Annotated in this window: 21 protein-coding genes; 15 read left to right on the top strand and 6 right to left on the bottom strand. The window is 70.3% G+C overall.

What is annotated here, in order from left to right:
• Positions 1-142: 142 nt before the first annotated feature.
• From G361_RS0116375 to G361_RS0116365, 3 genes are all read left to right on the top strand, one after another.
• A complete protein-coding gene (locus G361_RS0116375) occupies positions 143-1,285 on the top strand; it encodes an 8-amino-7-oxononanoate synthase (RefSeq protein ID WP_019928179.1) in 1,143 nt (380 codons plus the stop codon).
• Between the two features lie 61 nt (positions 1,286-1,346).
• Positions 1,347-2,027, top strand: a complete 681-nt coding sequence (gene bioD, locus G361_RS0116370; protein WP_019928178.1) for a dethiobiotin synthase — start codon at positions 1,347-1,349, stop codon at positions 2,025-2,027.
• Positions 2,028-3,027: 1,000 nt separating this feature from the next.
• Positions 3,028-4,179 (top strand): alpha/beta fold hydrolase, encoded by a 1,152-nt coding sequence (locus G361_RS0116365; protein WP_036494133.1) that lies wholly within the window; start codon positions 3,028-3,030, stop codon positions 4,177-4,179.
• A 12-nt stretch (positions 4,180-4,191) separates the two neighbouring features.
• Here the strand turns inward: G361_RS0116365 and G361_RS0116360 are convergent, their stop codons facing one another.
• Positions 4,192-4,776: a TetR/AcrR family transcriptional regulator C-terminal domain-containing protein gene (locus G361_RS0116360; protein WP_026343104.1), complete on the bottom strand. Its 585-nt coding sequence runs from the start codon at positions 4,774-4,776 to the stop codon at positions 4,192-4,194.
• Positions 4,777-4,903: 127 nt separating this feature from the next.
• Here G361_RS0116360 and bioB point away from each other — a divergent pair, with 127 nt between their 5' ends.
• The 7 genes from bioB to G361_RS0116325 all read left to right on the top strand — a co-directional run bounded on the left by bioB (position 4,904) and on the right by G361_RS0116325 (position 14,974).
• Positions 4,904-5,923, top strand: coding sequence for a biotin synthase BioB (gene bioB, locus G361_RS0116355; protein ID WP_019928175.1), 1,020 nt, complete (start codon positions 4,904-4,906; stop codon positions 5,921-5,923).
• An 88-nt stretch (positions 5,924-6,011) separates the two neighbouring features.
• Positions 6,012-6,251 carry a hypothetical protein gene (locus G361_RS0116350; RefSeq protein WP_019928174.1) on the top strand — a complete coding sequence of 80 codons (240 nt, stop codon included), beginning with the start codon at positions 6,012-6,014 and terminating at the stop codon, positions 6,249-6,251.
• Positions 6,251-6,937, top strand: a complete 687-nt coding sequence (locus G361_RS0116345) for a hypothetical protein (RefSeq protein WP_019928173.1) — start codon at positions 6,251-6,253, stop codon at positions 6,935-6,937. Before G361_RS0116350 ends, G361_RS0116345 begins: the two co-directional genes overlap by 1 nt.
• Positions 6,938-6,982: 45 nt before the next feature.
• Positions 6,983-7,363, top strand: coding sequence for a hypothetical protein (locus G361_RS0116340; protein WP_019928172.1), 381 nt, complete (start codon positions 6,983-6,985; stop codon positions 7,361-7,363).
• Positions 7,364-7,503: 140 nt separating this feature from the next.
• Positions 7,504-8,250 carry an HAD family phosphatase gene (locus tag G361_RS0116335; RefSeq protein WP_196814490.1) on the top strand — a complete coding sequence of 249 codons (747 nt, stop codon included), beginning with the start codon at positions 7,504-7,506 and terminating at the stop codon, positions 8,248-8,250.
• Positions 8,247-10,598 (top strand): glycoside hydrolase family 65 protein, encoded by a 2,352-nt coding sequence (locus G361_RS0116330; RefSeq protein ID WP_019928170.1) that lies wholly within the window; start codon positions 8,247-8,249, stop codon positions 10,596-10,598. The genes G361_RS0116335 and G361_RS0116330 overlap by 4 nt, the downstream gene beginning before the upstream one ends.
• A 275-nt stretch (positions 10,599-10,873) precedes the next feature.
• A complete protein-coding gene (locus tag G361_RS0116325) occupies positions 10,874-14,974 on the top strand; it encodes an NACHT and WD repeat domain-containing protein (RefSeq protein WP_019928169.1) in 4,101 nt (1,366 codons plus the stop codon).
• A gap of 13 nt (positions 14,975-14,987) precedes the next feature.
• Here the strand turns inward: G361_RS0116325 and G361_RS43840 are convergent, their stop codons facing one another.
• On the bottom strand, positions 14,988-15,632 hold the full coding sequence (locus tag G361_RS43840; protein ID WP_019928168.1) for a DedA family protein: 645 nt from the start codon (positions 15,630-15,632) through the stop codon (positions 14,988-14,990).
• A 148-nt stretch (positions 15,633-15,780) separates the two neighbouring features.
• Between G361_RS43840 and G361_RS50350 the strand changes: the two genes are divergently transcribed.
• Positions 15,781-15,957, top strand: a complete 177-nt coding sequence (locus G361_RS50350) for a hypothetical protein (protein WP_196814489.1) — start codon at positions 15,781-15,783, stop codon at positions 15,955-15,957.
• 54 nt (positions 15,958-16,011) lie between these two features.
• On the opposite strand, the gene G361_RS0116310 is transcribed toward G361_RS50350, so the two are convergent.
• Positions 16,012-16,770: an NrtR DNA-binding winged helix domain-containing protein gene (locus tag G361_RS0116310; RefSeq protein WP_026343100.1), complete on the bottom strand. Its 759-nt coding sequence runs from the start codon at positions 16,768-16,770 to the stop codon at positions 16,012-16,014.
• 86 nt (positions 16,771-16,856) lie between these two features.
• On the opposite strand from G361_RS0116310, the gene nadA reads away from it, so the two are divergent.
• From nadA to nadC, 3 genes are all read left to right on the top strand, one after another.
• Entirely contained in the window at positions 16,857-17,882 is a 1,026-nt protein-coding gene (nadA, locus tag G361_RS0116305) for a quinolinate synthase NadA (RefSeq protein WP_019928165.1), read from the top strand.
• 72 nt (positions 17,883-17,954) lie between these two features.
• The gene (locus tag G361_RS0116300; RefSeq protein ID WP_019928164.1) at positions 17,955-19,562 is read left to right on the top strand and encodes an L-aspartate oxidase; all 1,608 of its coding nucleotides are present in this window, start codon (positions 17,955-17,957) and stop codon (positions 19,560-19,562) included.
• Between the two features lie 76 nt (positions 19,563-19,638).
• The gene (gene nadC / locus G361_RS0116295) at positions 19,639-20,499 is read left to right on the top strand and encodes a carboxylating nicotinate-nucleotide diphosphorylase (protein ID WP_019928163.1); all 861 of its coding nucleotides are present in this window, start codon (positions 19,639-19,641) and stop codon (positions 20,497-20,499) included.
• 67 nt (positions 20,500-20,566) lie between these two features.
• On the opposite strand, the gene G361_RS43830 is transcribed toward nadC, so the two are convergent.
• Together G361_RS43830 and G361_RS0116285 are read right to left on the bottom strand one after the other, a co-directional pair.
• Complete coding sequence (locus G361_RS43830) at positions 20,567-21,010, bottom strand: tellurite resistance TerB family protein (protein ID WP_063711814.1); 444 nt, start codon at positions 21,008-21,010, stop codon at positions 20,567-20,569.
• A gap of 87 nt (positions 21,011-21,097) precedes the next feature.
• A complete protein-coding gene (locus G361_RS0116285) occupies positions 21,098-22,276 on the bottom strand; it encodes a winged helix DNA-binding domain-containing protein (protein ID WP_019928161.1) in 1,179 nt (392 codons plus the stop codon).
• Between the two features lie 241 nt (positions 22,277-22,517).
• On the opposite strand from G361_RS0116285, the gene G361_RS0116280 reads away from it, so the two are divergent.
• A complete protein-coding gene (locus G361_RS0116280) occupies positions 22,518-24,065 on the top strand; it encodes a serine/threonine-protein kinase (protein WP_019928160.1) in 1,548 nt (515 codons plus the stop codon).
• A 40-nt stretch (positions 24,066-24,105) separates the two neighbouring features.
• Here the strand turns inward: G361_RS0116280 and G361_RS0116275 are convergent, their stop codons facing one another.
• On the bottom strand, positions 24,106-24,507 hold the full coding sequence (locus G361_RS0116275; RefSeq protein ID WP_026343099.1) for a PPOX class F420-dependent oxidoreductase: 402 nt from the start codon (positions 24,505-24,507) through the stop codon (positions 24,106-24,108).
• Positions 24,508-24,535: the final 28 nt, after the last annotated feature.

Here is a 24,535-nt window from a genome sequence, read left to right as displayed (position 1 = left end):
GCCACCGACCGTGGCGGTCGGCATTGGTAGTGATCCGAGCCCGGCACCACTCGATGGTCTGCCGCTTTCTCGGCAGGGCCGCAGGCCTGTCGGATGTGGCGGGGGGTTGCTCCTGAACGGTGTTCAAGTATGCTCGCTACCTGTGACTGATCCGTTGAACTGGCTGGACGAGCGGGCCGAGGACCGGGTGCGGGCCGGGTTGCGCCGGGAGTTGCGGGCGCGTACGCCGCAGACCGGGCTGATCGACCTCGCCTCCAACGACTACCTCGGGTTGTCGAAGCATCCGGACGTGATCGCCGGGGCTGTCGAGGCCGTACGGACCTGGGGGACCGGGTCGACCGGTTCGCGTCTGGTCACCGGAACCACCACCGCGCACGAGCAGTTCGAGGCCGAGTTGGCGGAGTTCGTCGGCGCGGAGGCCGGGCTGGTGTTCGCGTCCGGGTACGCGGCCAATCTCGGTGCGGTAACCGCGCTGGCCGGGCGCGGCAGCCTGGTCGTCTCGGATGCCGCGAGCCACGCCTCGCTGGTGGACGCGTGCCGGTTGTCGCGGGCGCGGGTCGAGATCGCGCCGCATCGGGATGTCGCGGCGGTGGAGCGGTTGCTCGGTGCGCGCACCGAGGAGCGGGCGCTGGTACTCACCGATTCGGTGTTCAGCGCCGACGGCGATCTGGCGCCGCTGGCCGAACTGCATCGGGTGACCCGCGCGCACGGTGCGGTGCTGATCGTCGACGAGGCACATGGGCTGGGTGTGCGCGGGGGTGGCCGCGGGCTGGTGCACGAGGTGGGACTGGCCGGTGAGCCGGATCTCGTCGTCACCGCCACGCTGTCGAAAGCCCTTGCCGCCCAAGGTGGTGCGGTGCTGGCGACCGAACGGGTGCGCGCGCACCTGATCGACACCGCCCGCACCTTCATCTTCGATACCGGTCTGGCGCCGGCGGCGGTCGGGGCCGCCGGGGCGGCGCTGCGGCTGCTGCGCGAGGATCCGGCGCTCGGCAGCCGGGTGTTGGCGCGAGCCACCGAGATCGCGCGCATCGCCGGTGTGCCGCAACCGGATTCGGCTGTCGTATCGGTGGTGCTGGGGGAGCCGCAGGTCGCCTACGAGGCCGCCGTGGCATGCCGGGAGCGCGGCCTGAGCGTCGGCTGCTTCCGTCCCCCGACGGTTCCGGAGGGCACCTCGCGGCTGCGGATCACCGCCCGCGCCGACCTGACCGACGCCGAAATGGACGTCATCACAACGGTTCTCGCCGACGTGCTCGCCGATGCCCGTGAGGCGGTGGCGGCATGAGCCGGCCCGAGTCGATTGCGGTGCGGCACAACGAGGCTCGCTCTGCACGAGGAGGCGCAGCATGAGCACTTTGATCGTCACCGGTACCTCGACCGATGTCGGCAAGACCATTGTGACCGCCGCACTGGCCGCGACGGCTCTGGCGGCCGGACGCACGGTCGCGGTGTGCAAACCCGCTCAAACCGGCATCGCCCCTGGTGAACCCGGTGATCTGGCCGAGGTTCGGCGGCTGTCCGGCGTGACCCGGACCGTCGAACCGGCCCGGTATCCCGACCCGCTCGCACCAGACACCGCGGCCCGCCGCGCCGGGCAGCCGCTGCTGACCCTCGGTGAGACGGTGTCCGCGATCGACGGACTCGCCGACGCCGACCTCACCCTGGTGGAAGGTGCGGGTGGCCTGCTGGTTCGGCTCGGTGAGTTCACGCTGCTCGAATTGGCCGCGAAGCTCGACGCGCCGGTCCTGGTTGTCGCCGCCGCCGGATTGGGCACGCTCAACCACAGTGAGCTCACGGTTCGCGCGCTCAGCGCCGCGGGCCTGCGCTGCGCGGGCCTGGTGATCGGATCCTGGCCCGCCACACCCGATCTCGCCGCCGAATGTAACCGCACAGACCTGCCTGCCGTGACCGGCGTCGACCTGGTCGGCGAGGTGCCCGAGGGCGCCGGCCGCTGGGATCCGGCCCGATTCGCCGCCACCGCTCCGACCTGGTTCCGAACCGATTGGGCCGCAGCGTATCTGGGCTGAGTGTTGTGATGGGTTGGGAATGCCGGTCGCCGTGAAGTCCGGAAGGCCGGTGGTCATGAACCTCGCCGCTGCCGGACCCCGAGGGCGCTGCCGGGTTTCCACGCCGCTGCTGGGTGTCGGCGACCCCGCGGGGCTTCCGTGGTGGTGCCGAGCCTCGCTGTGATGCCGGGCTGAGGGGCGCTGCCGGGCTCCACGCCGCTGCTGGGCGTCGGCGCGCTGCCAGGTGCCGGGCCTCGCTGTGATGCCGGGCTGAGGGGGCTGTCGGATTTTGGTGCCGCTACCGGGCTTCCGCGCCGCTGCCGGGTTTCGGCGGTCCTGCCAGGCTTCCGCGGCGCTGCTGAGTTTCCGCACCCTTGCTGCACTCCGGGGGCTGCCGGACTTCAGCGCCGGTGCCGAAGCAGGGGAGCCAGTGTCGAGCTTCCGTGGTGCTTCTGGACTCTGGGGCGGAGGCTGCTGCCGGTCTCGGCGCCGGTGCCGAGCTGTGGTGCCACTGCCGAGCTTCCGCGCTGCTGGACTCCGGTGAGGCTGCCGGACTTCTGCGCCGGTGCCGGGCTTTGGTGCCGCTGCGGAGCTTTCGCTGTGCTGCCGGTACCGCTTCGGTGCGCTTGCTGGGGTTCGGGGGCGCGCCGGTTTTCTGAGGCATCAATGGTGTACCGGTGTGATTCGCGCACTCGTGCCACCCATGCCGGAACGCGGCAGTGGCATCCGCGTGGCGAATCTCTCATCGCAGTGCCGATGCGTATCGAACTCGTCACCTGCCCACGGCATCCGGTGCGGACTCGTCCCGGTCGCGGTAGTGGCCCCGGCGGCGTACCGGTGTGCGTGGTTCGTTGCCGGTCGGGGCGAACGATGCCGGTGGGGGCGGAAGGGCGATAGTCCGGTGCGGGACGGTCGCAGTGCCGGGAGGTCGGTTCGTGGCGGGTGGTCAGGGTACCGGAACTGGCCGTGGTGACCGTGAGAATCGCCGGGTGGTGGGTGGGGACGTCCTACCCTGGATGGGGTGCTTTCCGACCAGTGGCCACCTACCAGCGTCGCGGATTACGACGATGCGCGGCGGCGGGCCCGGCTGGCCGAGACCCGGCTCGGGCACGGGTGGGTCCGGTGGGGGCGTACACGCCGGGTGTTGTTGCGCGCGTTGCTGATTCCGTTGCTGCTGGGATTCGTCTGTGCGCAGTACAGTGCGGGGGACGTTGCTCCGGAACGGGCCCGGCTGGCTCGCACCGAACCGGCGGTGCTGCCGGTCACGCCGGCGGCGAATCCGCAGGTCCGCAATACCGCGGTCTTCGATCTGGTCGGGCTCGGCGCGCTGGAGTCCGGTGGTACGGCGCGTGCGTTGCCTACGTTGGCTCAGCTGGGGTCGGTGTGGGCGGTGCGGTACGACAACACCGGTATCGACACGAAGGTGATCGGGGATCTGATCGTCAAGGTCACCGATGCGGCGCACGTCGACAATGTGGTGCTGGTCGGGCACAGCATGGGCGGGGTGATCGCGCTGGAGATCGGGCGGCACCTGTACACCGGGAGTACGAAGCGGCTCAGTGCCGTCGTGCTGGACTGTACTCCGGTGAATCTCGACGCCGTCCGGCCCGAGAGTCGTAATCAGGGGGAGGAGTTGCTGCGCTGGATCGGGTGGGTTCCGGGGGCGCGGGAGAGTCGCGCGCTGCGGCTGCTGGCCGAGATGTATTCCCGGCGTGAGGATTACGTCGATTACACGACCGAGCCGCCGGGGATCAGGTCACCGCGGTTCGCGCGGACGCTGGCGGATGTGTTGTGGCAGAAGCTGTTCAATTCCGATGTCGCCAGCAACGGGCTGATCGAATCGCAGTTCGAGGCGATCGTGGCGGGCGGCGCGGTGGGTGATCTCGGTGCGCTGTCGCGGCGGGTCGACGACAAGCCCAGGCCCGCCATCGTTTTCATCCGGCCGCACAATCCCGACCGCGATCCGATCGTGGACGACGAATACACCCATCGGGTGCTGATCGATACCGTGGGCGGTCCCGGCGGCACCCTGCAGGTGGTGCTCACCCGTAGTACCGGGCACGCCAATCCGATTCAGCAACCGGGGGAGTACAACGCGGTGATCGAGCAGCAGATCGTGCCGTTCGTGCGGCTGGTGCAGAGCGAGGAGCTCGCGTTGCCGCAGCGCCGGTGACCCCCGGCCGGTTCAGCGCACCCGGGTGCCCAGCAGGTGGCGCACGCCGCCGAGGAACAGTTGCAGGCCGAAGTCGAAACGTTCGGTGGCGGTGGTGTTCTCGTACAGCGGCGACGATTCGTCGGGTAGCGCGCCGGCGGAGTCCATCTGCATCCGGGACTGTTCGTCCACCACCTCGCCGAGGACGTAGTACAACAGCGTGTAGGCGGCGAGGTCGGCCTCCTCGCGGGTCATTCCGGCGCGGATCAGGTTGCCGGCCATGCGTTCCCGGCCCTTGCTGGTGGTGAGGCGGGAGGCGTAGGTGGACGAGACCAGTTCGGCGCCGTCGCGATAGGCGAGCAGGCATTCGCGCAGCCGGTGTGCGAGCACGCCCAGTTGCGCGGTCCAGTCGCCGGATTCCAGCGGCCGTTCCATCGGCTCCAGGATGCGGTCGGCCACCGCGCCGAGCAGGGCCTGCTTGTTCGCGAAATGCCAGTACAGCGCGCCGGGCTGGACGTTCAGCGAGGTCGCCAGGCGGCGCATGGTGAGGTCGGCCAGGCCGTAGTGATCGAGAATGGCGACGGCCCCGTCGATCACGTCCGCGCGATGCAGTTGCACACTCGCCACTGCCACTCCTTGTCCCGGTTGACTCCACTTGGTTCCCTACCTTAACCTGAACGCCGTTCAACAATCCTGAACGCCGTTCAAGTTGCAGGCCCCCGGCCGGACGAAGGGATTCACGCGCATGACCCACGCACCCGTCAGGACCGCAGTCGACATCCTCGCCACCGCGCGCGAGCAGGTGCTCGAGCAGGGCGTCGGGCTCACCCGCGAGCAGACCCTCGAGGTGCTGCGGCTCGGTGACGACCGGCTGGAGGAGCTGCTCGCCCTCGCCCACGAGGTACGGATGAAGTGGTGCGGTCCCGAGGTCGAGGTCGAGGGCATCATCTCGCTGAAGACCGGCGGCTGCCCCGAGGACTGCCATTTCTGCTCGCAGTCCGGCCTGTTCCAGTCGCCGGTGCGCGCCGCGTGGCTGGACATCCCGAGCCTGGTCGAGGCCGCCAGGCAGACCGCGAAGACCGGCGCCACCGAATTCTGCATCGTCGCGGCCGTGCGCGGGCCCGACGAGCGGCTGATGGCACAGGTCGCCGCCGGGGTCGAGGCCATCCGCAACGAGGTCGACATCCAGGTCGCCTGCTCGCTGGGCATGCTGAACCAGGACCAGGTCGACCGGCTCGCCGCGATGGGCGTGCACCGCTACAACCACAACCTCGAGACCGCCAAGTCGCACTTCCCGAACGTGGTCACCACGCACAGCTGGGAGGAGCGCTGGGACACCCTGCGCATGGTCCGGGACGCCGGGATGGAGGTGTGCTGCGGTGGCATCCTCGGCATGGGGGAGACGCTGGAGCAGCGGGCCGAATTCGCCACGCAGCTGGCGGAATTGGAGCCCGACGAGGTGCCGCTGAACTTCCTCAACCCGCGGCCGGGCACGCCGTTCGGCGATCTGGAGGTGCTGCCCGCGTCGGAGGCGCTGAAGGCGGTGGCCGCGTTCCGGCTGGCCCTGCCGCGCACGATCCTGCGTTTCGCCGGCGGCCGCGAGATCACCCTCGGCGACCTCGGTGCGGAGCAGGGCATCCTCGGCGGCATCAACGCCGTCATCGTCGGCAACTACCTGACGACGCTGGGCCGGCCCGCCGAATCGGATATCGATCTGCTGGCGAATCTGAAGATGCCGATCAAGGCGCTCAACGAAACCCTGTGACGCCGACGCTGCCCGGGGGCATCCGGCCGTTCGGGTATTGTCGCAACCAGCCGGCACAGCTGTGCGAATCAGTGAGGTGGTCGTAGACATGGATGCGGATACGCTGCACGATGCCGACGTACCGGCGACGCGCTACAACCCGTACACGGGTGCGCCGGTGACGCCCGGAGCGTCCGATCCGTTACCCCCCGCCGCGGCCCTCGGCCTGGAACCGCCGCGCTACTGCGCGCAGTGCGCCCGGCGCATGGTGGTCCAGGTGAGCCCCGACGGCTGGTGGGCGAACTGCTCCCGGCACGGGCGGATCGACTCGAAGAGCCTGGAACGCTGATGGCCGGCCGCAGCGCCGCCGCGGGATCGAAGGTCCGGGACGAACTGCGGGTCGCCGTCCGGGTGGCCGTCGGGGTCGTCGCGTTCTCCGCGATCGCCGGAATCGCCTGGGGTCTGCTCGCGCCGACCGAGAAGGTGCTGGTCGTCGACCCGGCCCACGGCGTCGCGCTGACCGGCGAGAGCGTCCATCGGTTCGACGCCATGGCCGTATTCGTGGCGCTGGCCGCCGCGGTGGGCCTGCTGTCCGCGGTCGGGGCGTGGCGGCTGGCCCGGCGCAGCCGCGGCCCGTTGCTGGAGGCCGCCGTGCTGGTCGGCTCGCTGATCGGCACGGGCGTCATGGTGTGGGCCGGCGAGCAGGTCGCGCGCCTGCTGCATCCCCGGCCCGCGAACCCCATATTGCGCACGATCGTCGACGTGGCCCCCACCGTCGAGGGCGGCTCCGGGAAACTGTTCGGCATCACCTGGCCGTTGCTGCACGCGGGCCCGGCGCTGGTGGTGCAGCCGCTGATCGCCTCGCTCGCGGTGCTGATCCTCGCCGCGCTGAGCACCGCCGAGGATCTGCACACCGGACGCGGGGCCGGCCTGCCCGGCGAGCCGCCCTATCTCTCGGACATCAGCTACGGCCCCTACCGGGCGGCGACCGCCACGGGCACACGGCCGGTCGACAGCGCCGATCCGCGCTCGTAACGTCGACAACGGGCCCGGTCCCGTCGCGGCGAAGGCCCGGCCGTCGTGATCGACGAGGAGGTGATCGGCGTGGTGAGCGATGTCGAGAAGCGCTGGCACGATCCCGGGATGTTCCGCCGGGCGGCGCGCTACACGATCGGGGTCGTGGTGGTCGCGGCGCTGGTACTGGTCGTGATCCAGATCTGGGCGAGCAGGCGCGAGGCCTGTGCGGGTGCGTCGGTGACCTACTGCGACACCGCCTCCCGCGCGGCGATACTCGGCGGCCCCGGTCTCGTGCTGCTGCTCGGCACGGTGGGAGCGTTCGTCGCCACCTATCGGGTGTGGCGGGAGCACCGGACCTGGCCGATCTGGCAGGGGGCGGGCTGGTTCCTGCTGGTGCTCACCCTGGCCTATCTGGCCATCGGCAGCAGTGTCTTCTCCGATTGAGGCTTTCGAATACCTTCGGGTGCAACAGCTTTCGTGTACGAGGGTGATACCGGCCGCCGGTGTGTCGTAAGTCTCGGTCCCGGTGGCGGATTCGGGTCCGCCGCAGGTGTGCGCGGGCCGGGAACGGGTAGACCCGCACTGTGGTTCTCGGACTTACCGAGGCGATCCGCGGCTGCCTGTTCGATATGGACGGTGTGCTGACCCGGACCGCCGATGTGCACACAGCGGCATGGCAACAGATGTTCGACGAGTTTCTTCGCGATCGGTCGGCCAAGCAGGGCAACGACTTTCGCGCCTTCGATCCCGTGGCCGACTACAACGAGTACGTGGACGGGAAGCCGCGGCTGGACGGCGCACGCGCCTTCCTCCATTCTCGCGGGATCGACCTGCCCGACGGCGCCGCCGACGATCCACCCGGAACGTGGACGGTGCACGGCCTGAGCAATCGCAAGAACGATCTGGTGCTCGCGAAGTTGAAGCAGGACGGCGTGGCCGTCTACGACGGATCGCTGCGATACCTGCGCGCGGTGCGCGAGGCCGGGCTGAAATGCGCGGTGGTCTCCTCCAGCGAGCACACCCGGCAGGTGCTCGACGCGGCCGGCATCACGGGAATGTTCGACGCGCGGGTGGACGGCACGACCGCGGCGCACGATCATCTGCCCGGTAAGCCCGCCCCGGACATGTTTCTGGCGGGGGCCGCCGCGGTGCACCTTCCGGCCGCCGCCTGCGCGGTGTTCGAGGACGCGACCGCGGGGGTCGAGGCCGGGCATGCGGGCGGATTCGGGCTGGTCGTCGGCGTCGATCGGGTCGGGCACGCCGACCAGTTGCGCGCGCACGGCGCCGACGTGGTCGTGGCCGATCTCGCCGAACTGCTGGACCGCCGATGATCACGCACCCGGCGTTCGAGGTGCGCCCGTGGGCGGTGCACGAGACCGCGCTGGACCTGGACGCGCTGGCCCGCACCGAATCCCTGTTCGCGCTGTCCAACGGTCATATCGGGGTGCGCGGCAACCTGGACGAGGGTGAGCCGCACGGTATTCCGGGCACCTACCTGAATTCGGTGCACGAGTTGCGGCCGCTGCCGTACGCCGAGGCCGGGTACGGCTATCCGGAATCCGGCGAGACGATCGTCAACGTCACCAACGGCAAACTGATCCGCCTGCTCGTCGACGACGAGCCGCTGGACGTCCGATACGGCACCCTGCGCAGCCACGAGCGGACCCTCGACCTGCGCACCGGCACGCTGACCCGGCAACTGGAATGGTGTTCGCCGGCCGGTAACGCGGTGCGGGTGCGATCGGAGCGGCTGGTGTCGTTCACCCAGCGCGCGATCGTGGCGATCCGCTACGAGGTGGAAGCGCTGGACCGGACCGTCCGGCTGGTCGTGCAGTCGGAACTGGTCGCCAACGAATCGATACCCGGTGGCGGTGGCGATCCGCGCACCGCCGCGATCCTGGAATCGCCGCTGCTGGTCGAGGAGAACGCCTCCGCCCCGGACGGCGCGGTGCTGGTGCACGTGACCAAGGGCAGCCAATTGCGGGTGGGCGCCGGGATGCGGCACGAGGTGACCGGGCCCGGCGAGGTGCACCTGGAGACCGACGGCGCCGGCGACGTCGCCCGCGTCACCGTGACCGCCCGGATCGCCCCGGGTGAGCGCCTCACCCTGGTGAAGTACCTCGGCTACGGCTGGTCCGCGCGCCGATCCCGGCCCGCGGTGCACGATCAGGTGGTCGGCGCGCTCAGCGCGGCCGCCACCACCGGCTGGGACGGGCTGCTGCGCGAACAGCGGGAGTATCTCGACGAGTTCTGGTCCGGCGCCGACGTCGAGGTGGAGGGCGACGCCGAGGTGCAGCAGGCGGTGCGGTTCGCGCTGTTCCACGTGCTGCAGGCCGGTGCGCGCGGGGAATGCCGGCCGATCCCGGCGAAGGGCCTGACCGGTCCCGGTTACGACGGGCACACCTTCTGGGACACCGAGATGTTCGTGTTGCCCGTGCTCACCTACACCTCTCCGGCTGCGGCCGCCGACGTGCTGCGCTGGCGGCACCGCACCCTGCCGTCGGCGCAGCGGCGCGCCGCGCAACTCGGCCGCCGTGGCGCGGCGTTCCCGTGGCGCACCATCTCCGGGCAGGAATGCTCCGCGTACTGGCCGGCCGGCACCGCGGCCTTCCACATCAACGCCGATATCGCGCATGCGGTGGTGCGGTATCTGGAGGCCACCGGCGACCGGGAGTTCGAGCGGGAGACCGCGATTCCGCTGCTGGTCGCGACCGCGCGGCTGTGGCGCGATCTCGGCCACCACGACGTCCGGGGCCGGTTCCGCATCGACGGGGTGACCGGTCCGGACGAGTACAGCGCGGTGGCCGACAACAACGTGTACACGAATCTCCTTGCGCGGCAGAACCTGAACGCGGCGGCGGATCTGGCGGTACGGCATCCGGATCGTGCCCGGGATCTGGAGGTCGGTGTCGAGGAGGTGGCGCAGTGGCGGGATGCCGCTGCGGCCGTGTACATCCCGTTCGACGAGCGGCTCGGCGTGCATCCGGCGAACGAGGGTTTCACCGAGCACGCGGTATGGGATTTCGCGGCCACCACGGCCGCGGACTATCCACTGCTGCTGCACTATCCGTATTTCGAGCTGTATCGCAAACAGGTGGTCAAACAGGCGGATCTGGTACTGGCGATGCATGCCTGCCCGGACGCCTTCACCGCCGAACAGAAGGTCCGCAACTTCGCCTACTACGAGGCGCTGACCGTGCGGGACTCGTCCCTGTCCGCGTGCACCCAGGCCGTGCTCGCCGCCGAGGTGGGCCAGGTGGAACTGGCCTACGACTACCTCGGCGAGGCCGCGCTGATGGATCTGAACGACCTCGAGCACAACACCCGCGACGGCGTGCACATCGCCTCGCTGGCCGGGACCTGGGTGGCGCTGGTCTCCGGACTCGGCGGTATGCGGGTGCGCTCCGGGCAGCTGTCCTTCGCACCCCGGCTGCCGTCGGACCTCACCCGGCTGTGCCTGCGACTGCGCTTCCTGGACCGCCGGCTCGAGGTGGACATCCGGGCGGACGACGCCACCTACCGGCTGCTCGACGGGGAGGCGCTGACCGTCGTCCACCACGGTGCGACGCTACGGCTCGGGGCGGATCCGGTTTCGCGGCCGATCCCGCCGATTTCCGCCGGGCCGCGGCCGCAGCAGCCGCCAGGTCGCGAGCCTGCCCGTCGGGGGCCCGGCGACTGAGTCGCACGCACGCGACATCGGTTGCGCTGCCCCTTGGGCGTGCGCACGCCCCAACGTCTGCCGTTGAGTCGTTGAGGCGTGTGCACACGAAACGTCTGCCGCTGAGCTGTTGGGCGTGCGCACGCGAAAACGTCTGCCGCTGAGGCGTGTCCGGACCGGACGTCGATTTCCGGCTTTCACCAGGACGTTCGTGGCATGAGCGCGTCGCCTCCGGAACTCGTCCCGTCACGCTGGGTGGCGTCTGGGATGATTCGCCGGAAGGGTGGGGAGAACCTATGGATTCGGGTGGGGTGCGGCGGGGCCGGTTGCGGCCGTCGCCGAGAACGACTTTCTCGCAACGGTTCGCGGAGTTGTTCGCGGCGGCCGGGAATCCGACGCTGCGCCGGGTCGCGGCGGCGGCCGAGGCGCGGATGCGCGCGGCGCGCGCGGCGGGACAGAAATCGGGTGCTTCCGTTCAGCGGATCAGCGACTGGAAGTCGGGCCGGAATGTGCCCGCGCGGTTCGAGGTCTTTCTACCGGTGCTGCTGACCCTGGTGGACGAGGCGCGCAAATCGAACAGTCCGGTGCCGGTCGCGTTGCTGGATGTTCAGCAGTGGCAGCGGTTGTGGACCGCTTCCAACGAGTGGGATCCGAATTCCGATGCGGCGGATGTGGTCTGCCCGTATCTGGGCCTGGCTGCCTATCGTCCGGAGGACACCGAGGTCTTCTTCGGCCGGGGCAGGCCGACGGCGGAACTGGCGGATCTGGTGCGCCGGACCGTGGCCGGTGACGGTGGCATGGTGGTGCTGGTCGGCGCCTCGGGGGCCGGGAAGTCCTCGCTGTTGCAGGCGGGACTGGTTCCCGCGCTGCGGGATTCGGCGGACGGGTGGGCGGTGGCCACGCTGACCCCGGGCGCAGATCCGATGCACGCATTGTCGGCGGCGGTGGGAGTGCCGCTGTCGGCCGTCGGAAACGGTTCGGGCGAGCCGGGTTCGAGTGATGGTGCGACCGTCGGGTACGAGGCGGAGACGGAGCCGGAACCTTCCGGATCCGCACCGTCCGGCGTCGAGAACCACTCCGGCCCGGCATCGGTGGAGGTCGATGTAGCCACGGCCGCCGGGGTTTTCGATTCCGGCTGCACAGAAAACGGTGTGGCTTCGGCGCCATCCGTGTCGGCGGCGCTGTCCGCGTGGGGAGCGGGTCGGCGGCGGTTGCTCGTGGTCGATCAGCTCGAGGAGTTGTTCACGCTGTGCCGGGACGAGCGGCAGCGGGTCGAATTCCTCGGTGCGCTGGAACATCTCGCGATCCGGGGTGACGGCGAACCGGCCGCTGTCGTGCTCGCGGTGCGGGCCGACTTCTACGCGCGCTGTCTGGACGAACCCGCGCTCGAGGATGCGTTGAAGCATCGCAGTTATCTGCTCGGTCCGATGCGGCTGGACGAACTCGCGGAGGCGATCGGCCGGCCGGCCGAATCCGCCGGGTACAAGCTGGAATCCGGGCTCGAGGAGCTGGTGATCAGTGAGCTGTGCGGACTCGGTGGTGAGCGGCGCTCCTACGATCCGGGTGCGCTGCCGCTGGTTTCGCATGTCATGGAGGCGGTCTGGCAGCGGCGCGAAGGTTCCCGGCTCACCATCGAGGGATATCGGGCGGCCGGGGGCGTCCTGGGTTCGGTGGCGGCCACCGCCGAGAACGCCTGGAGCGAGTTGACGGATTTCCAGCAGGCCCTCGGTAAGCAGGTGCTGCTGGGGCTGGTCGCGGTCGGTGACGATTCTCGGGACACCCGGCGGCGGGTGTCGCGGGCGGATCTGTTGCGGCAGACCGTGGTTACCGCCGAAGCCGCGCTCGACGCGCTGGCCCGGACGCGCTTGATCACCCTGGACGCCGATACCGCGTACCTCACCCACGAGATCGTGCTCGATGCCTGGCCGCGGTTGCGGTCCTGGATCGACGAGGATCGGGTCGGTTATCTGGAACGGCAACGGTTGCAGGCCGATGCGACCGAATGGGTCGAGCGGCAACGGGATTCGTCGTTGCTGTATCGCGGGGCGCGGCTGGTGACGATGCGGGAGCACGCGCGCGGCACCGAATCGGGGCCGGTCGCCGCCGAATTCCTGCGCGCCGGCGAGTCGGCGCGTCGGCGTGCCGATCGCCGTGCCGCCGCCGGTGGTACCGCGCTCGTCCTGCTGACGGTCGTCGCGCTGATCCTGGCCGGGGTGGCATTCGTGCAGCGTCACGACGCCGCTCGCGATCGGGACGCCGCCGTCTTCAATTCCGTACTGGCGGAAGCGGATCGGCTGGAGGTCAGTGATCCGTCGCTGTCGGCGCAGCTGGCGCTGGTGGCGCAGGGGTTACGGCCGCACGATCCGGAGGTGCTCGCCCGGCTGATCAACACCGCGAACCTGCCGTTGGCGACGCCGCTGACCTGGAAGAACGACATGGTGACCGCGACCGCCTTCCGGCCGGACGGGCGGTTGCTGGCGACGGGATCCTTCGTGGTCCACCTGTGGGATGTCTCCGATCGCCGCGCTCCCCATGTCGTCGGCGGGGAACTGCCCGGCGGCGGGGTCGTGAACACCCTGGCGTTCAGCCCGAACGGGCAGATCCTCGCTGCGGCGGCCGCGGACAATGTGCTGCGGCTGTGGGACGTGCGGGATCCGGAACACGCTGTGCCCCTCGGTGATCCGTTGCGAATCGGCAATCCGACCGCAGTGGGCTTCGGGCCGGACGGCTCGACCCTGGCCGTCAGCAGCCCGGACGGCGGAATCACGTTCTGGGACATCACCGACCCGAGGCAACCGCGCTCGATCGGCACGCCGATCCGGGCGGCGGGCGAGTTCCGGGGCACCACCGGGGTGGCATTCTCGGCCGATCTGCATCGCGTGGTCGTCGTGGGCGATCGGGGAGTGACCCAGTTGTGGGATATCGCGGATCCACGACAGCCCGCGGTACCCGTCGGCAGCATCGACAGCACGGCGATGTCGGCGGCCCTGAGCCCCGACGGCCGGGTCGTGGCCCTCGCGACCACGAAGGCCGTCGAGATCTGGGACTACACGGGTGCCGACGTTGCGACCCATGCCGCCGCAAGCCTGTCCGATATCGGGGTCGCAGGTGGCACCGGGCTCGCCTTCCGGGACGACGGCCGCGTCCTGGCCTATCCGTCCAGCGGCAGCGGTGTCGCGCTGGTGGATCTGACCGAGTTGTCGCATCCGATCCCGATGGGCCGTCAGCCGGCCGGTCCGTACGGATATCCCACCGCGGTCACCTTCGCACCCGATCGGCACGCGATGGTGGTCGGCGGCCGGGACAGTGCATACCTGTGGTCGCTGCCGGATCCGATCGCCGTGGCGCGCACCTCCTGGCCGCGCGGTCCCCTGGTCGCGGTGGGCGGCCGGACGCTGCTGGTCGGCGACACGGATCGGGACCGATACCTCGAAGCCTGGCAGATGGACGATTCCCTCACCGCCCGGCGCCTCGGCAGACTCGATTTCGACCCGATGACCGGCGCACCGATCCAGTCCGTCGTGAGCCCGGACGGCCGGACGCTCGCCCTCAGCCCCTACGAGAAGAGATTGCGGCTGTACGACGTCTCCGAAACGTCCGGAATCGTGCCCCGGGCCGATGTGCCGCGCGACGAGAGCTACTCGAGCGTGGTGGTGTTCAGCCCGGACAGTGCCCGGCTGTTCGTGTCGGAGACGGAGAACGGCGTCGCACTCCTGCGGATCTGGGATGTGCGCGGCCGGACGCCGACCCTGCTCGCGGACCGGATACCGCTGCCGTTCCGCTACCTCATCGATCTGGCGGTCGCTCCCGACGGCAGGAGTCTGGCCATGGTGGGTGACGACGGCGCCGCCGAGCTCTGGTCGATCGCGGATCCGGCGCATCCGGTGCGATCGGCGTCACTGCAACCGAGCGGATCGGTGCTACTGATCCACCTCCGGTTCGGCCCCGGCGGCCGCACTCTGACCGCCACCGCGGACGATCAGACGCTGCGGGTGTGGGATGTCACCGACCGATCCGCGCCGGTGCGGATCGGTGACCCATTGAGCAACCGTCCGGCCTGGGTGAGCGGCCTCGACTATTCCGCGGACGGCAGGTATGTCGCGTCCATCGACAGCGAATCGGTGATCCGGCTGTGGGATTTCACCGATCGGACGCATCCGCGGGTGATCAAACATCCGATCGCCACCACCCGGCCGATCCCGCTCGGCGGCACCATCGCCTTCCGGCCCGACGGCCGGCATCTGCTCGGCACGGGGGCCGACGGCCTGGTGCGCTTCTGGGATCTCGACCCTGCCGACGCCGTCACCAGGGTCTGCGCGACGACCCGCTCGATCATGACCCCGCAGATCTGGCGGGAGCATCTGCCCGGTCTGGCCTACCGTCCGCCTTGTCCGTGACCGGGTGTGCCGCTCACTCGGTGTCGTGGACGGCCTCGTACTCGGCCTCGAAGGTCTTCTCCCGCCGGCTTTCCCGGATCCGCCACACCACCAGCGCCACCACCACGACGACCGCCACCCCGATGGCCAGGTCGCGGCCGACGGTCTTGGCGACCGCCTGATAGGAGGCTCCGGCGAGGTAGCCGAGTACCACGAATGCGGTGCCCCAGATCAGGCCACCGAAAGCGTTGAAGGACAGGAATTTCCGGTACGGCATCCGGGAGGCGCCGACCAGCGCGGGCATCACGGCCCGGAAGAACGCGGTGAAGCGGCCGAGGAACACCGCCCAGCCGCCGCGCCGGGCCAGGAAGTCCTGGGCCCGGTCCAGCCGTCCGCGATGCCGATCCAGCATCGAGGAGTTCAGGATTCGCGACCCCAGATGTTTCCCGACCTCGTATCCGACGCTGTCGCCGGTCACCGCCGCGACCACCACCAGCACGATCATGGCCCACAGCTGTACGTGTCCCTGGCTCGCGGCGACTCCGCCCAGCACGGCCGCGGTCTCACCGGGGATCACGAACCCGACGAAGATCGCGTCCTCGGCGAACACCAGCAGGGTGACGACCAGATACACCCAGACCGGTGAGATGTCGAGGATCCGATGCAGCAGCGACTCCATGCAGGTCACGGTACCCGGTTTCGTGACGGTCGCGCCGGGGCGATCGCCCGGCCGGACCGCGGCGGCCCCGGAAAATCGGTGGTCGGCGGGTACTCACCGCGGCTACCGTGAAGCGGCAACCACGATCAGCGGAGCAGGAGGTGCAGCCATGATCGAGACGCCCCGCCGGCAACAGCCCGGCGATGCCCAGCCCCCGGAGCGCGCCGATCTCGCGGCCTGGCGCCGCCGCCACGCCCTCCGCCGCTCCAGCGCCGCCCAGCCGGTCCCCAGCGGCCGCCGCTACCGCCGTGCCGCGAAACATCGCAAGGGCGAGCGGGATTCGTAGGATCGGGTCGCTCTGGGCGATCGGTCGGTCCGAGATGTGTTGCCGCACAGCACATCACGTTCGGGGGCGCAGGGCTGCGAATTCGTCGGTGACGCGGAGTTCGGAATCCGTGAAGCGGTAGAGGGCGGCGGGGCGGCCGCCGGTTTTGCCGGGGGGTGCGGTGGCGCCGGTGGGGGTGATCACGGTGCGGCGGCTCAGGACTCGTTGCAGGTTGGTCGTGTCAACCTCGTAGCCCAGTGCGGCGCAGTAGATTTCGCGCAGGGTGGACATGGTGAAGCGCGGCGGGGCAAGGGCGAAGGCGATATTGGTGTAGGACAGCTTCGCCGCCAGGCGGGTGCGGGCGTACTCGACGACCGTGCCGTGGTCGAAGGACATGTGCGGCAGCGCCGAGACCGGATGCCAGCGGGTGTCTGTGGGCACCTGCGGGTCGGCGGTCAGGGGGATCAGGCCGAGGTAGGTGGAGGCGATGCGGCGGTCGCCGGGGACCCGGTGCGGATCGCTGAACAAGGACAGTTGCTCGAGATGCATCAGCTCCTGGACGTCGACCTTCTCGGCCAGCTGGCGCCGGGCCGAGGTGTCGAGATCCTCGTTGTCGCGCAGCCGGCCGCCGGGCAGTGACCAGGTACCCGCCTGCGGATCCATCGCTCGTTCCCACAGCAGTACGCCCAGTTCGGTGTGCTCGGCCGGAGGATGCCGCCGGGTTGCCGGGGCATTATCCGATATGTCGCTTTGACCTGCGGCAATGATGTCCGGGAAGCGACGAACCTGGAACACGGCGGTGAGCGATTCGTGAATGGTGCTACTATGGGACACGTTTTCGATTGTAAGTCGAAAACCGGCCGGAGGCGAATCGGCGAGGTTGCCGACTCCGGTCGCGCGCATAGGAGAGGGAGCCAGAGATGGCGACGATGCAGCTTGCGGAGCGCGTGGTGGACAGCGCCACGGGGTACACGGGGATCGATGCGACCCCGGAATGGGCGCAGGAGGTCCGGCGGCTGGCCGCCGCACGCAATGCGACGATTCTCGCGCACAACTACCAATTGCCCGAGATCCAGGACATCGCGGACCATGTCGGTGATTCGCTCGCGCTGTCCCGCATCGCGGCGGCGGCGCCGGAGCGCACGATCGTCTTCTGCGGTGTGCACTTCATGGCCGAGACGGCCAAGATCCTCAGCCCGGACAAGACCGTGCTCATCCCGGATCAGCGGGCCGGCTGTTCGCTCGCGGACTCGATCGGCGCCGACGAACTGCGCGACTGGAAGGCCGAGCACCCGGACGCGGCCGTGGTGTCGTATGTGAACACCACCGCCGCGGTGAAGGCGCTCACCGACATCTGCTGCACCTCGTCCAACGCGGTCGACGTGGTGGCCTCGATCGACCCGGACCGCGAGGTGCTGTTCCTGCCCGACCAGTTCCTCGGCGCCCACGTCAAGCGGGTCACCGGGCGGCAGAACATGCACATCTGGGCCGGGGAGTGCCACGTGCACGCCGGCATCAACGGCGACGAGCTGACCGCGCAGGCCCGCAGCCACCCGGACGCCGAACTGTTCGTGCACCCCGAATGTGGTTGCGCCACTTCGGCGCTGTACCTCGCGGGGGAGGGCGCCTTCCCCGCCGACCGGGTGCACATCCTGTCCACCGGCGGCATGGTCGACGCGGCGAAGGCCGCCAAGTCCAGTCAGGTGCTGGTCGCCACCGAGATCGGCATGCTGCACCAGCTGCGCCGGGCCGCCCCCGGCATCGACTTCCAGCCGGTCAACGACCGGGCCTCCTGCCGGTACATGAAGATGATCACCCCGGCGGCGCTGCTGCGCTGCCTCGCGGAGAACCGCGACGAGGTGCACGTCGATCCGGACGTGGCCGCCGCGGGCCGGGCGTCGGTGCAGCGCATGATCGCCATCGGCAATTCCGGTGGCGGCGAATAGTACGGCAGTGCAAGGTATTTCGGAGACTGTCGTGAAGCTCGAACGTTTCGGCGGTACAGGAGGTGGTCGACGGTGACCACACCGGCGATTTCCTGGGAGGCGCAGGCGGACCTGGTCGTGGTCGGCGGGGGTGTCGCGGGCCTGACCGCGGCCCGCGCGGCGGCCCGGCGCGGACTGCGGGTGCTGGCCCTCAGCAAAGGCGGCCCCACCGACACCGCCACCCAGTACGCGCAGGGCGGTATCGCCGTCGTTGCGCCACAGAGTGATTCGGTGGAATCCCATGTGCAGGACACGATCGCCGCGGGCGCCGGCCTGTGCGATGCGGACGCGGTGCGTTCCATCGTCGCGGGCGGCCAGGAGGCGGTCGCGGCGCTGACCGATCTCGGGGCGGTCTTCGATCGCGCCCGCGACGGGCAGATCTCGCGGACCCGGGAGGGCGGGCACAGCACCCGGCGCATCATCCACGCCGGCGGCGACGCCACCGGCGCCGAGGTGCAGCGGGTGCTCAACGCGGCCGGGCTGCCGGTGCTGTTCGGCACCGCCGTCGCCGAGATCGTCACCGGTCCGGCGGGTGTGCAGGGCGTGGTCGCGGTGTCCGGCAACGGATTCGGGGTCGTGCACGCGCCCGCGGTGCTGCTGGCCACCGGCGGCCTGGGCCAGCTCTACGCGTGCAGCACCAATCCGCCGGGCGCCACCGCGGACGGTATCGCGCTGGCGCTGCGCGCCGGGGCGGCGGTCGCCGACCTGGAGTTCGTGCAGTTCCACCCGACGGTGCTGTTCACCCCCGGCGGGCTGGGCCGGCGGCCGTTGATCAGCGAGGCGGTGCGCGGCGAGGGCGCGGTCCTGGTCGATCCGCGGGGCCGGTCCGTCACCGCGGGTGTGCATCCCCGGGGTGATCTGGCGCCGCGCGACGTCGTGTCGAAGGCCATCGCCGCGCGCATGCAGGCGCTCGGTGTCGACCATGTGTATCTCGACGCTCGCGCGATTCCCGGTTTCGCGCAACGGTTCCCGACCATCACGGCGAGCTGCCGGGCCGCCGGGATCGATCCGGTCACCGAACTGATCCCGGTCGCCCCGGCCGCGCACTACCAGTGCGGCGGAGTCGTCACCGATACCGCCGGTCGCACCGGGGTGCCGGGTCTGTACGCGGTGGGCGAGGTCGCCCGCACCGGCCTGCACGGCGGTAACCGGCTGGCCTCCAACAGCCTGCTGGAGGGTCTGGTGGTAGGTGCCCGCGCGGGCATCATGGCCACCGAACGGCGCGGGGTACCGGCCCGGGTGACCACGGTGGGTCCGCTGGACTTCCCCGCCGCCGATCGGAAACTGTTGCAGGAGTTGATGACCGAGAACGCCGGGGTGGTGCGCACCGGCGACGGGCTGCGCGCGGCGATTCTGCGGCTGTTGCAGTTGCAGTCCGCTCCGGCCACGGAGGACGCTGCCCTGCAACCGGTCTCGGCACTGGAGACGTCCGCGCTGACCCTGGCCGCCCGCGCGCTGCTGGTGGCCGCCAACGCCCGCACCGAGAGCCGCGGCTGCCACACCCGCACCGATCAGCCGGAGCCGCGGCCCGATCTGGCGCGCAGCCTGCCGATCCGGCTCGGACCCGACGGCCGGCCCCAGGTGATCGGGGACAGCGCGGCCCGCACCGGTCCCGTCCCGATCGTCCCGCGGGCGTCGTGAGGCCCGTGGCGACCGGACAGCTTGCCGCCGGGCGCGGACGACGCGCCCGGCCCGATATCCGACGAGGAGTGGAACGATGGCTCTGGACGAGGAATTGAACCGGGACGAGGTGTCGGCGCTGATCCGCACGGCCCTCGACGAGGATCTCCGCTACGGACCCGACATCACCACGGCGGCAACGGTTCCCGCCGAGGCGACGGTCAAGGCGGCGGTGGTGTCGCGGCAGCCGGGCACGGTGGCGGGCCTGGACGTGGGGCTGCTGGTGCTCGACGAGGTGATCGGGGCGGACGGATACCAGGTGCTGGAACGGGTGCCGGACGGGACGCGGGTGCGGCCCGGTGACGCCGTGCTGACCCTGTCGGCGCCCACCCGGGGGCTGCTGACCGCCGAGCGCACCATGCTGAATCTGGTGTGCCATCTGTCCGGTATCGCCACCGCCACCGCCGCCTGGGTGGACGCCGTGGCGGGTACCGAGTGCAAGGTGCGCGACAGCCGTAAGACGCTGCCGGGGCTGCGGGCGTTGCAGAAGTACGCGGTGCGGGTGGGCGGCGGCGTCAATCACCGGATGGGGCTCGGTGACGCGGCGCTGATCAAGGACAACCACGTGGCGGCCGCCGGGTCGGTGGTGGCGGCGTTGCGCGCGGTGCGGGCGGTCGCGCCGGACCTGCCCTGCGAGGTGGAGGTCGACAGCCTCGACCAACTCGACGAGGTCCTCGGCGAGGACGTGGAACTGGTGCTGCTGGACAACTTTCCGCTGTGGGCCACCCAGGCGGCGGTGCAGCGCCGCAACACCCGGGCGCCGCGCACGAAGCTGGAATCCTCCGGCGGGCTGACGCTCGACGTGGCCGCGAACTACGCCCGCACCGGGGTCGACTATTTCGCGGTGGGTGCGCTCACCCATTCGGTGCGGGTGCTGGATCTCGGCCTGGACATGTAGCGCCCCGGGCGGATTCGGGTCCGGCGGCTGCCGGGCGGACCGGCCCGGCACCCCGGCCGGGTCCGGTCTACAGCCCGCATTCGGCGGGGGTGAGCCGCAACACGCGGCAGCACTCCCGCAGCACCGCCTCGCCGCGGGCCCCGACGCCACCGCCGGGGGCGGCGATCTGGAGGCCGACCCGGACCGCGGCCCGGGCCGCCCGCGGTTCGGCGGTGGCCTTGGCGACCTCCTGGAACACGTAGGCGCGGCCGAATGCCGGGTCGAGGACGAGGCGATGCCAGTTGTCCTCGAACAGGTTTCGCAGTTCGAGTGGCGGAAAGTGGTGCAGCACAGGGGCGGTGCCGATCCGCTCGGCCACCCGGCTGCGCTCGTCCGGATCGCCGGCCCGGTCGGCGCTGCTCACCAGCGCGCACACGCCCAGCACCGCATCGCGAAACGAGTTGTCCTGCATCAGGTCTGCGGCCTGTGCAGGTGTTATGTCCGGATCGGTACCGGAAACCTCTGCTGGCATCACGCCCCCAAAAAGCCGGTCGGTGGGTCGTGTACCCCGCACGATCCCGGCCGAAACGATCAATAGCGTGACGCTAACAGACCGATGTCATTCGCGCACGGTGAGTTTCCGCTCCAGCGGGGTCCGGAAGCGCGGTATCGCACGCACGGATCCGAACCATTCGGTGACCCGCTGCGCCTCGGCCGCGACCGCCGCTCGCGCGTCGGCGCCGACGTCCTCCAGGAACTCCCAGGTGATCTCGCCGTCGGCGCGCTGTGCCCAGCCGCCGACCACCCGGCCGTCCCACCAGATCGTCGGGCCGACATTGCCGTTGGTGTCGAACAGTTCTCGTTCGTGCGGGCCGAGGAACCACTGCCGGGACTGCCAGCCCATCGGGGTCGGATCCAGCGCCGGCAGCAGCGCCGCCCACGGTTCCGGCGCGGGGGTGGGTTCCAGATCGTCGGCCAGCGCCACCGCGGCCACGCCGTCCAGATCGACCTCGGCGATATCCAAGCGCGCCAGCGCCTTTCGGACCTCGCCCAGACTCCAGCCGGACCACCACTTCAGATCGGCGACCGGGGCCGGGCCGAAGGCGCGCAACCAGTTCCGGGCCAGTTCGGCGCGCGCGTGTTCGACCGGGGGCGGCGACATCCCCTCGGGCAGCCAGGTTTCGATCGGCGCCCAGGTGTACTGACTCGAGGTCCAGCTGCCCTTCGGGCGGCCGCGCACGATGCGGCCCTCGACCCCGAGGATGAGCAGTACCCACGTGGTGATGTTGGTGGGCTTCGAATAACTCTTGCCCGGCGCGGTGTCCACCTGCAGGCGCAGGCGCGGCACGGCGGCGCTCAGCTGGGCTCCGGTGGCCGCGCCGCGGCGCAGCAACTCCGCGTGCGTCTCCTCGGCGACCTCGTGCAGCCAGCCGGCCACATCACCCTCGATCGCCTGCGCGATGTAACCGCCGTAGGTGCGGCGCTGTTTGAGCGCGAGCGCGTCGGCCACCGCCGCCTGCAGGACCGGCACCGTCTCGACCGGTGCGACGAACATCGTGCGCCGCATCGCCAGCAGCCGCAGCAGCGAGCGGTCCTCGTAGAGCGCGCGCTCCACATCGGCCGGGGTGAGGCTCCGGCTGCGCGCGCTCACCGAGAGGTACACCGTCGCCGGGTCGGTGGCGTGCAGCGCCACCATCGAGCGGGAGATCTCCGCCGCATCATCGATCCGCGCCGCGGCCGCCAGGCGGTGCCGTACCGCCAGTCGTGCCCGCCGCTCCGCCACCGTCATCGAACGCATGAGCGAACCCTACCGTTGCGGCCGGTACGCCGGCACACCGGATCCGTGACCTGGGTCACGTCCGGGTATCGCGGTGATCTCGTCCGCATTGCACGTCCGTCCCGAATATTTCCCACAGATCTCGCTCCGGCGTCGGACTCGGCCGCCCGGCCCGCTACACTCGTCCCGAAGCGTGGGCGACCGCGCACAGTAAGTCACGGATCACGGAGAAATTCGGAGTAGTGCCATCGAAACCGGTCAAGTGATCGCAGGGCATTACCGCCTGGTCGAGCGGATTGGTAGCGGCGGCACAGGCGTGGTGTGGCGTGCCGTCGACGAGCGTCTCGAGCGATCGGTGGCGATCAAGCAGATCCTCACCCAGCCCAGCCTGCCGCCGGGCGAGAAGGACATCGTCCGGCAGCGCGCCTCGCGCGAGGCCCGCAACGCTGCGCGGTTCCAGCACCCCAATGCCATCGTCGTCTTCGACATCACCGACCATGAGGGCGATCCCTGCCTGATCATGGAGTATCTGCCGTCCCAGAGCCTCGCGGTGGTGCTGTCCGCGCAGGGCACGCTGCCGCTGCCGCAGGTGGCGCGCATCGGCGAGCAGGTGGCCTCGGCCCTGGTCGCCGCGCATCGGGCGAGCATCGTGCATCGCGACATCAAGCCCGGCAACGTACTGCTCGGCGACAACGGCACGGTGAAGATCACCGACTTCGGCATCTCCAAGGCCAAGGGTGATGTGACGCTCACCGCGACCGGCCTCATCTCCGGCACCGCCGCCTATCTGGCGCCGGAGGTCGCGCGCGGCGCCGATCCCACCCCCGCCGCGGACGTGTTCGCCCTGGGCGCAACGCTTTTCCACTCGCTGGAGGGCCAGCCGCCGTACGGCACCAACCCGAATCCGCTGGCGCTGTTGTACGCGGCGGCCAACGGTCAGCTACAGCAGCCGCGCAACGCGGGGCCGCTGACCGATCTGCTGCTGTCGCTGCTGTCGTTCGAGCCGGAGGACCGGCCGAGCATGACCGATGTGCGCGACGAACTGGCCGAGTTCGCGGATTTCGCCTCCGACGAGTCGAACCGGATGCTGGCGACGCACCGGCCCGCCGGTCGCCGTCCCGCCACCCACACGCTGGACCGCCGCGCGGCCCAGGCCGACATCTCCACCGCGGAGATGATGGCCACCGCCGCGACCATCTCCGAACCGGAGATGATGCCGGTCCGGCCCGCCGCGACGCATTACCCGACCCGGTCCAATCCGGTCTCGGCGCCGATCGAGCTCGAGCCGAACCGCCGCAAGCCGTTGCTGTTCGCCGGTGGTTTCGCCGTCGGGCTGCTGATCGTGGCGGGCGTGCTGTTCGCGATGTTCAACAGCTCGAGCTCGAATTCGAATGCGGCGCAATCGCCCACGGCCGGCACCAGCACGTCGGCGAAGGCGGGGGCCGCCACCACGACCGCGGCGCCGGTGGGACAGACCAAGAGCTCCGGCCGGCAGATCGACCAGAACGAGGCCGTGAACCTGCCGCAGAACTTCTTCGACGCGATCCTCGACACCCGGTACTCCGATGCCTGGAACTCGTTGACCCCGGCCGCGCAGCAGGTCTACGGCAGTCAGGCGGCGTTCCAGCAGTACTGGGCCAAGAACAGCATCCAGGGCTACAACACCATCGACGTGGCGAACACCAGCAGCACCGACGGTTCCGTCGACATCCGGGTCGCCAGCGTCACCTACGGCAGCCAGTCCAAGTCGATGACGTTCCACGTCATCGACTCCGGCGGCCACCTGCTCATCGACAGCGACACCAAGTAGCAGCCCGCGGGCGGCGGACCGGAGTCCGCCGCCGCACGGATCAGCTGCGCGGACGCAGGTTGCCCGACACCCCGGTGGGCCGGACCGCGATGGCCACCCGCCGCTCGGCGTCCGGCGGCACGACCGGCCCGCCCCCGTACCGCTCGGACAGTCGGCTGTAGAGCGCGGCCGTCGGATCCGGATCGATGTGATCGATCGTGCCGCGGAGCTCGAGGTACCGGTACGGATTGTCCGGATCGAAGATCGAGATGGATACCCGCGGCTCCCGTTCCAGATTGCGGAACTTCTGCCGGGCGTTGGTGTGCGTGAACCACACGAACTCGCCGTCCCACACGAACCACATCGGGTTCACCTGCGGGGAGCCGTCCGGCCGGGTGGTGCCCAGGCTGGCGTAGATCGGCCGTTCCAGCAGATCACGGACCTGCTCGGGAATTTCGGTCACGTCGTGCCTCCACAAGGGGTAGTCGTTG

It is taken from the genome of Nocardia sp. BMG111209 (assembly GCF_000381925.1).
GTDB lineage: Bacteria > Actinomycetota > Actinomycetes > Mycobacteriales > Mycobacteriaceae > Nocardia.
Note: the sequence above shows the minus strand (reverse complement) of the source record. Positions and strands in the feature narration are given on the sequence as shown.

Bases quoted from the DNA above. Each gene is read 5' to 3' on its own strand.
- bioD (WP_019928178.1), top strand. From the start codon at position 1,347: ATGAGCACTTTGATCGTCACCGGTACCTCGACCGATGTCGGCAAGACC.
- bioB (WP_019928175.1), top strand. From the start codon at position 4,904: ATGACCCACGCACCCGTCAGGACCGCAGTCGACATCCTCGCCACCGCG.
- G361_RS0116350 (WP_019928174.1), top strand. From the start codon at position 6,012: ATGGATGCGGATACGCTGCACGATGCCGACGTACCGGCGACGCGCTAC.
- G361_RS0116345 (WP_019928173.1), top strand. From the start codon at position 6,251: ATGGCCGGCCGCAGCGCCGCCGCGGGATCGAAGGTCCGGGACGAACTG.
- G361_RS0116330 (WP_019928170.1), top strand. From the start codon at position 8,247: ATGATCACGCACCCGGCGTTCGAGGTGCGCCCGTGGGCGGTGCACGAG.
- G361_RS0116325 (WP_019928169.1), top strand. From the start codon at position 10,874: ATGGATTCGGGTGGGGTGCGGCGGGGCCGGTTGCGGCCGTCGCCGAGA.
- G361_RS43840 (WP_019928168.1), bottom strand. From the start codon at position 15,632: ATGGAGTCGCTGCTGCATCGGATCCTCGACATCTCACCGGTCTGGGTG.
- G361_RS50350 (WP_196814489.1), top strand. From the start codon at position 15,781: ATGATCGAGACGCCCCGCCGGCAACAGCCCGGCGATGCCCAGCCCCCG.
- nadA (WP_019928165.1), top strand. From the start codon at position 16,857: ATGGCGACGATGCAGCTTGCGGAGCGCGTGGTGGACAGCGCCACGGGG.
- nadC (WP_019928163.1), top strand. From the start codon at position 19,639: ATGGCTCTGGACGAGGAATTGAACCGGGACGAGGTGTCGGCGCTGATC.
- G361_RS43830 (WP_063711814.1), bottom strand. From the start codon at position 21,010: ATGCCAGCAGAGGTTTCCGGTACCGATCCGGACATAACACCTGCACAG.
- G361_RS0116285 (WP_019928161.1), bottom strand. From the start codon at position 22,276: ATGCGTTCGATGACGGTGGCGGAGCGGCGGGCACGACTGGCGGTACGG.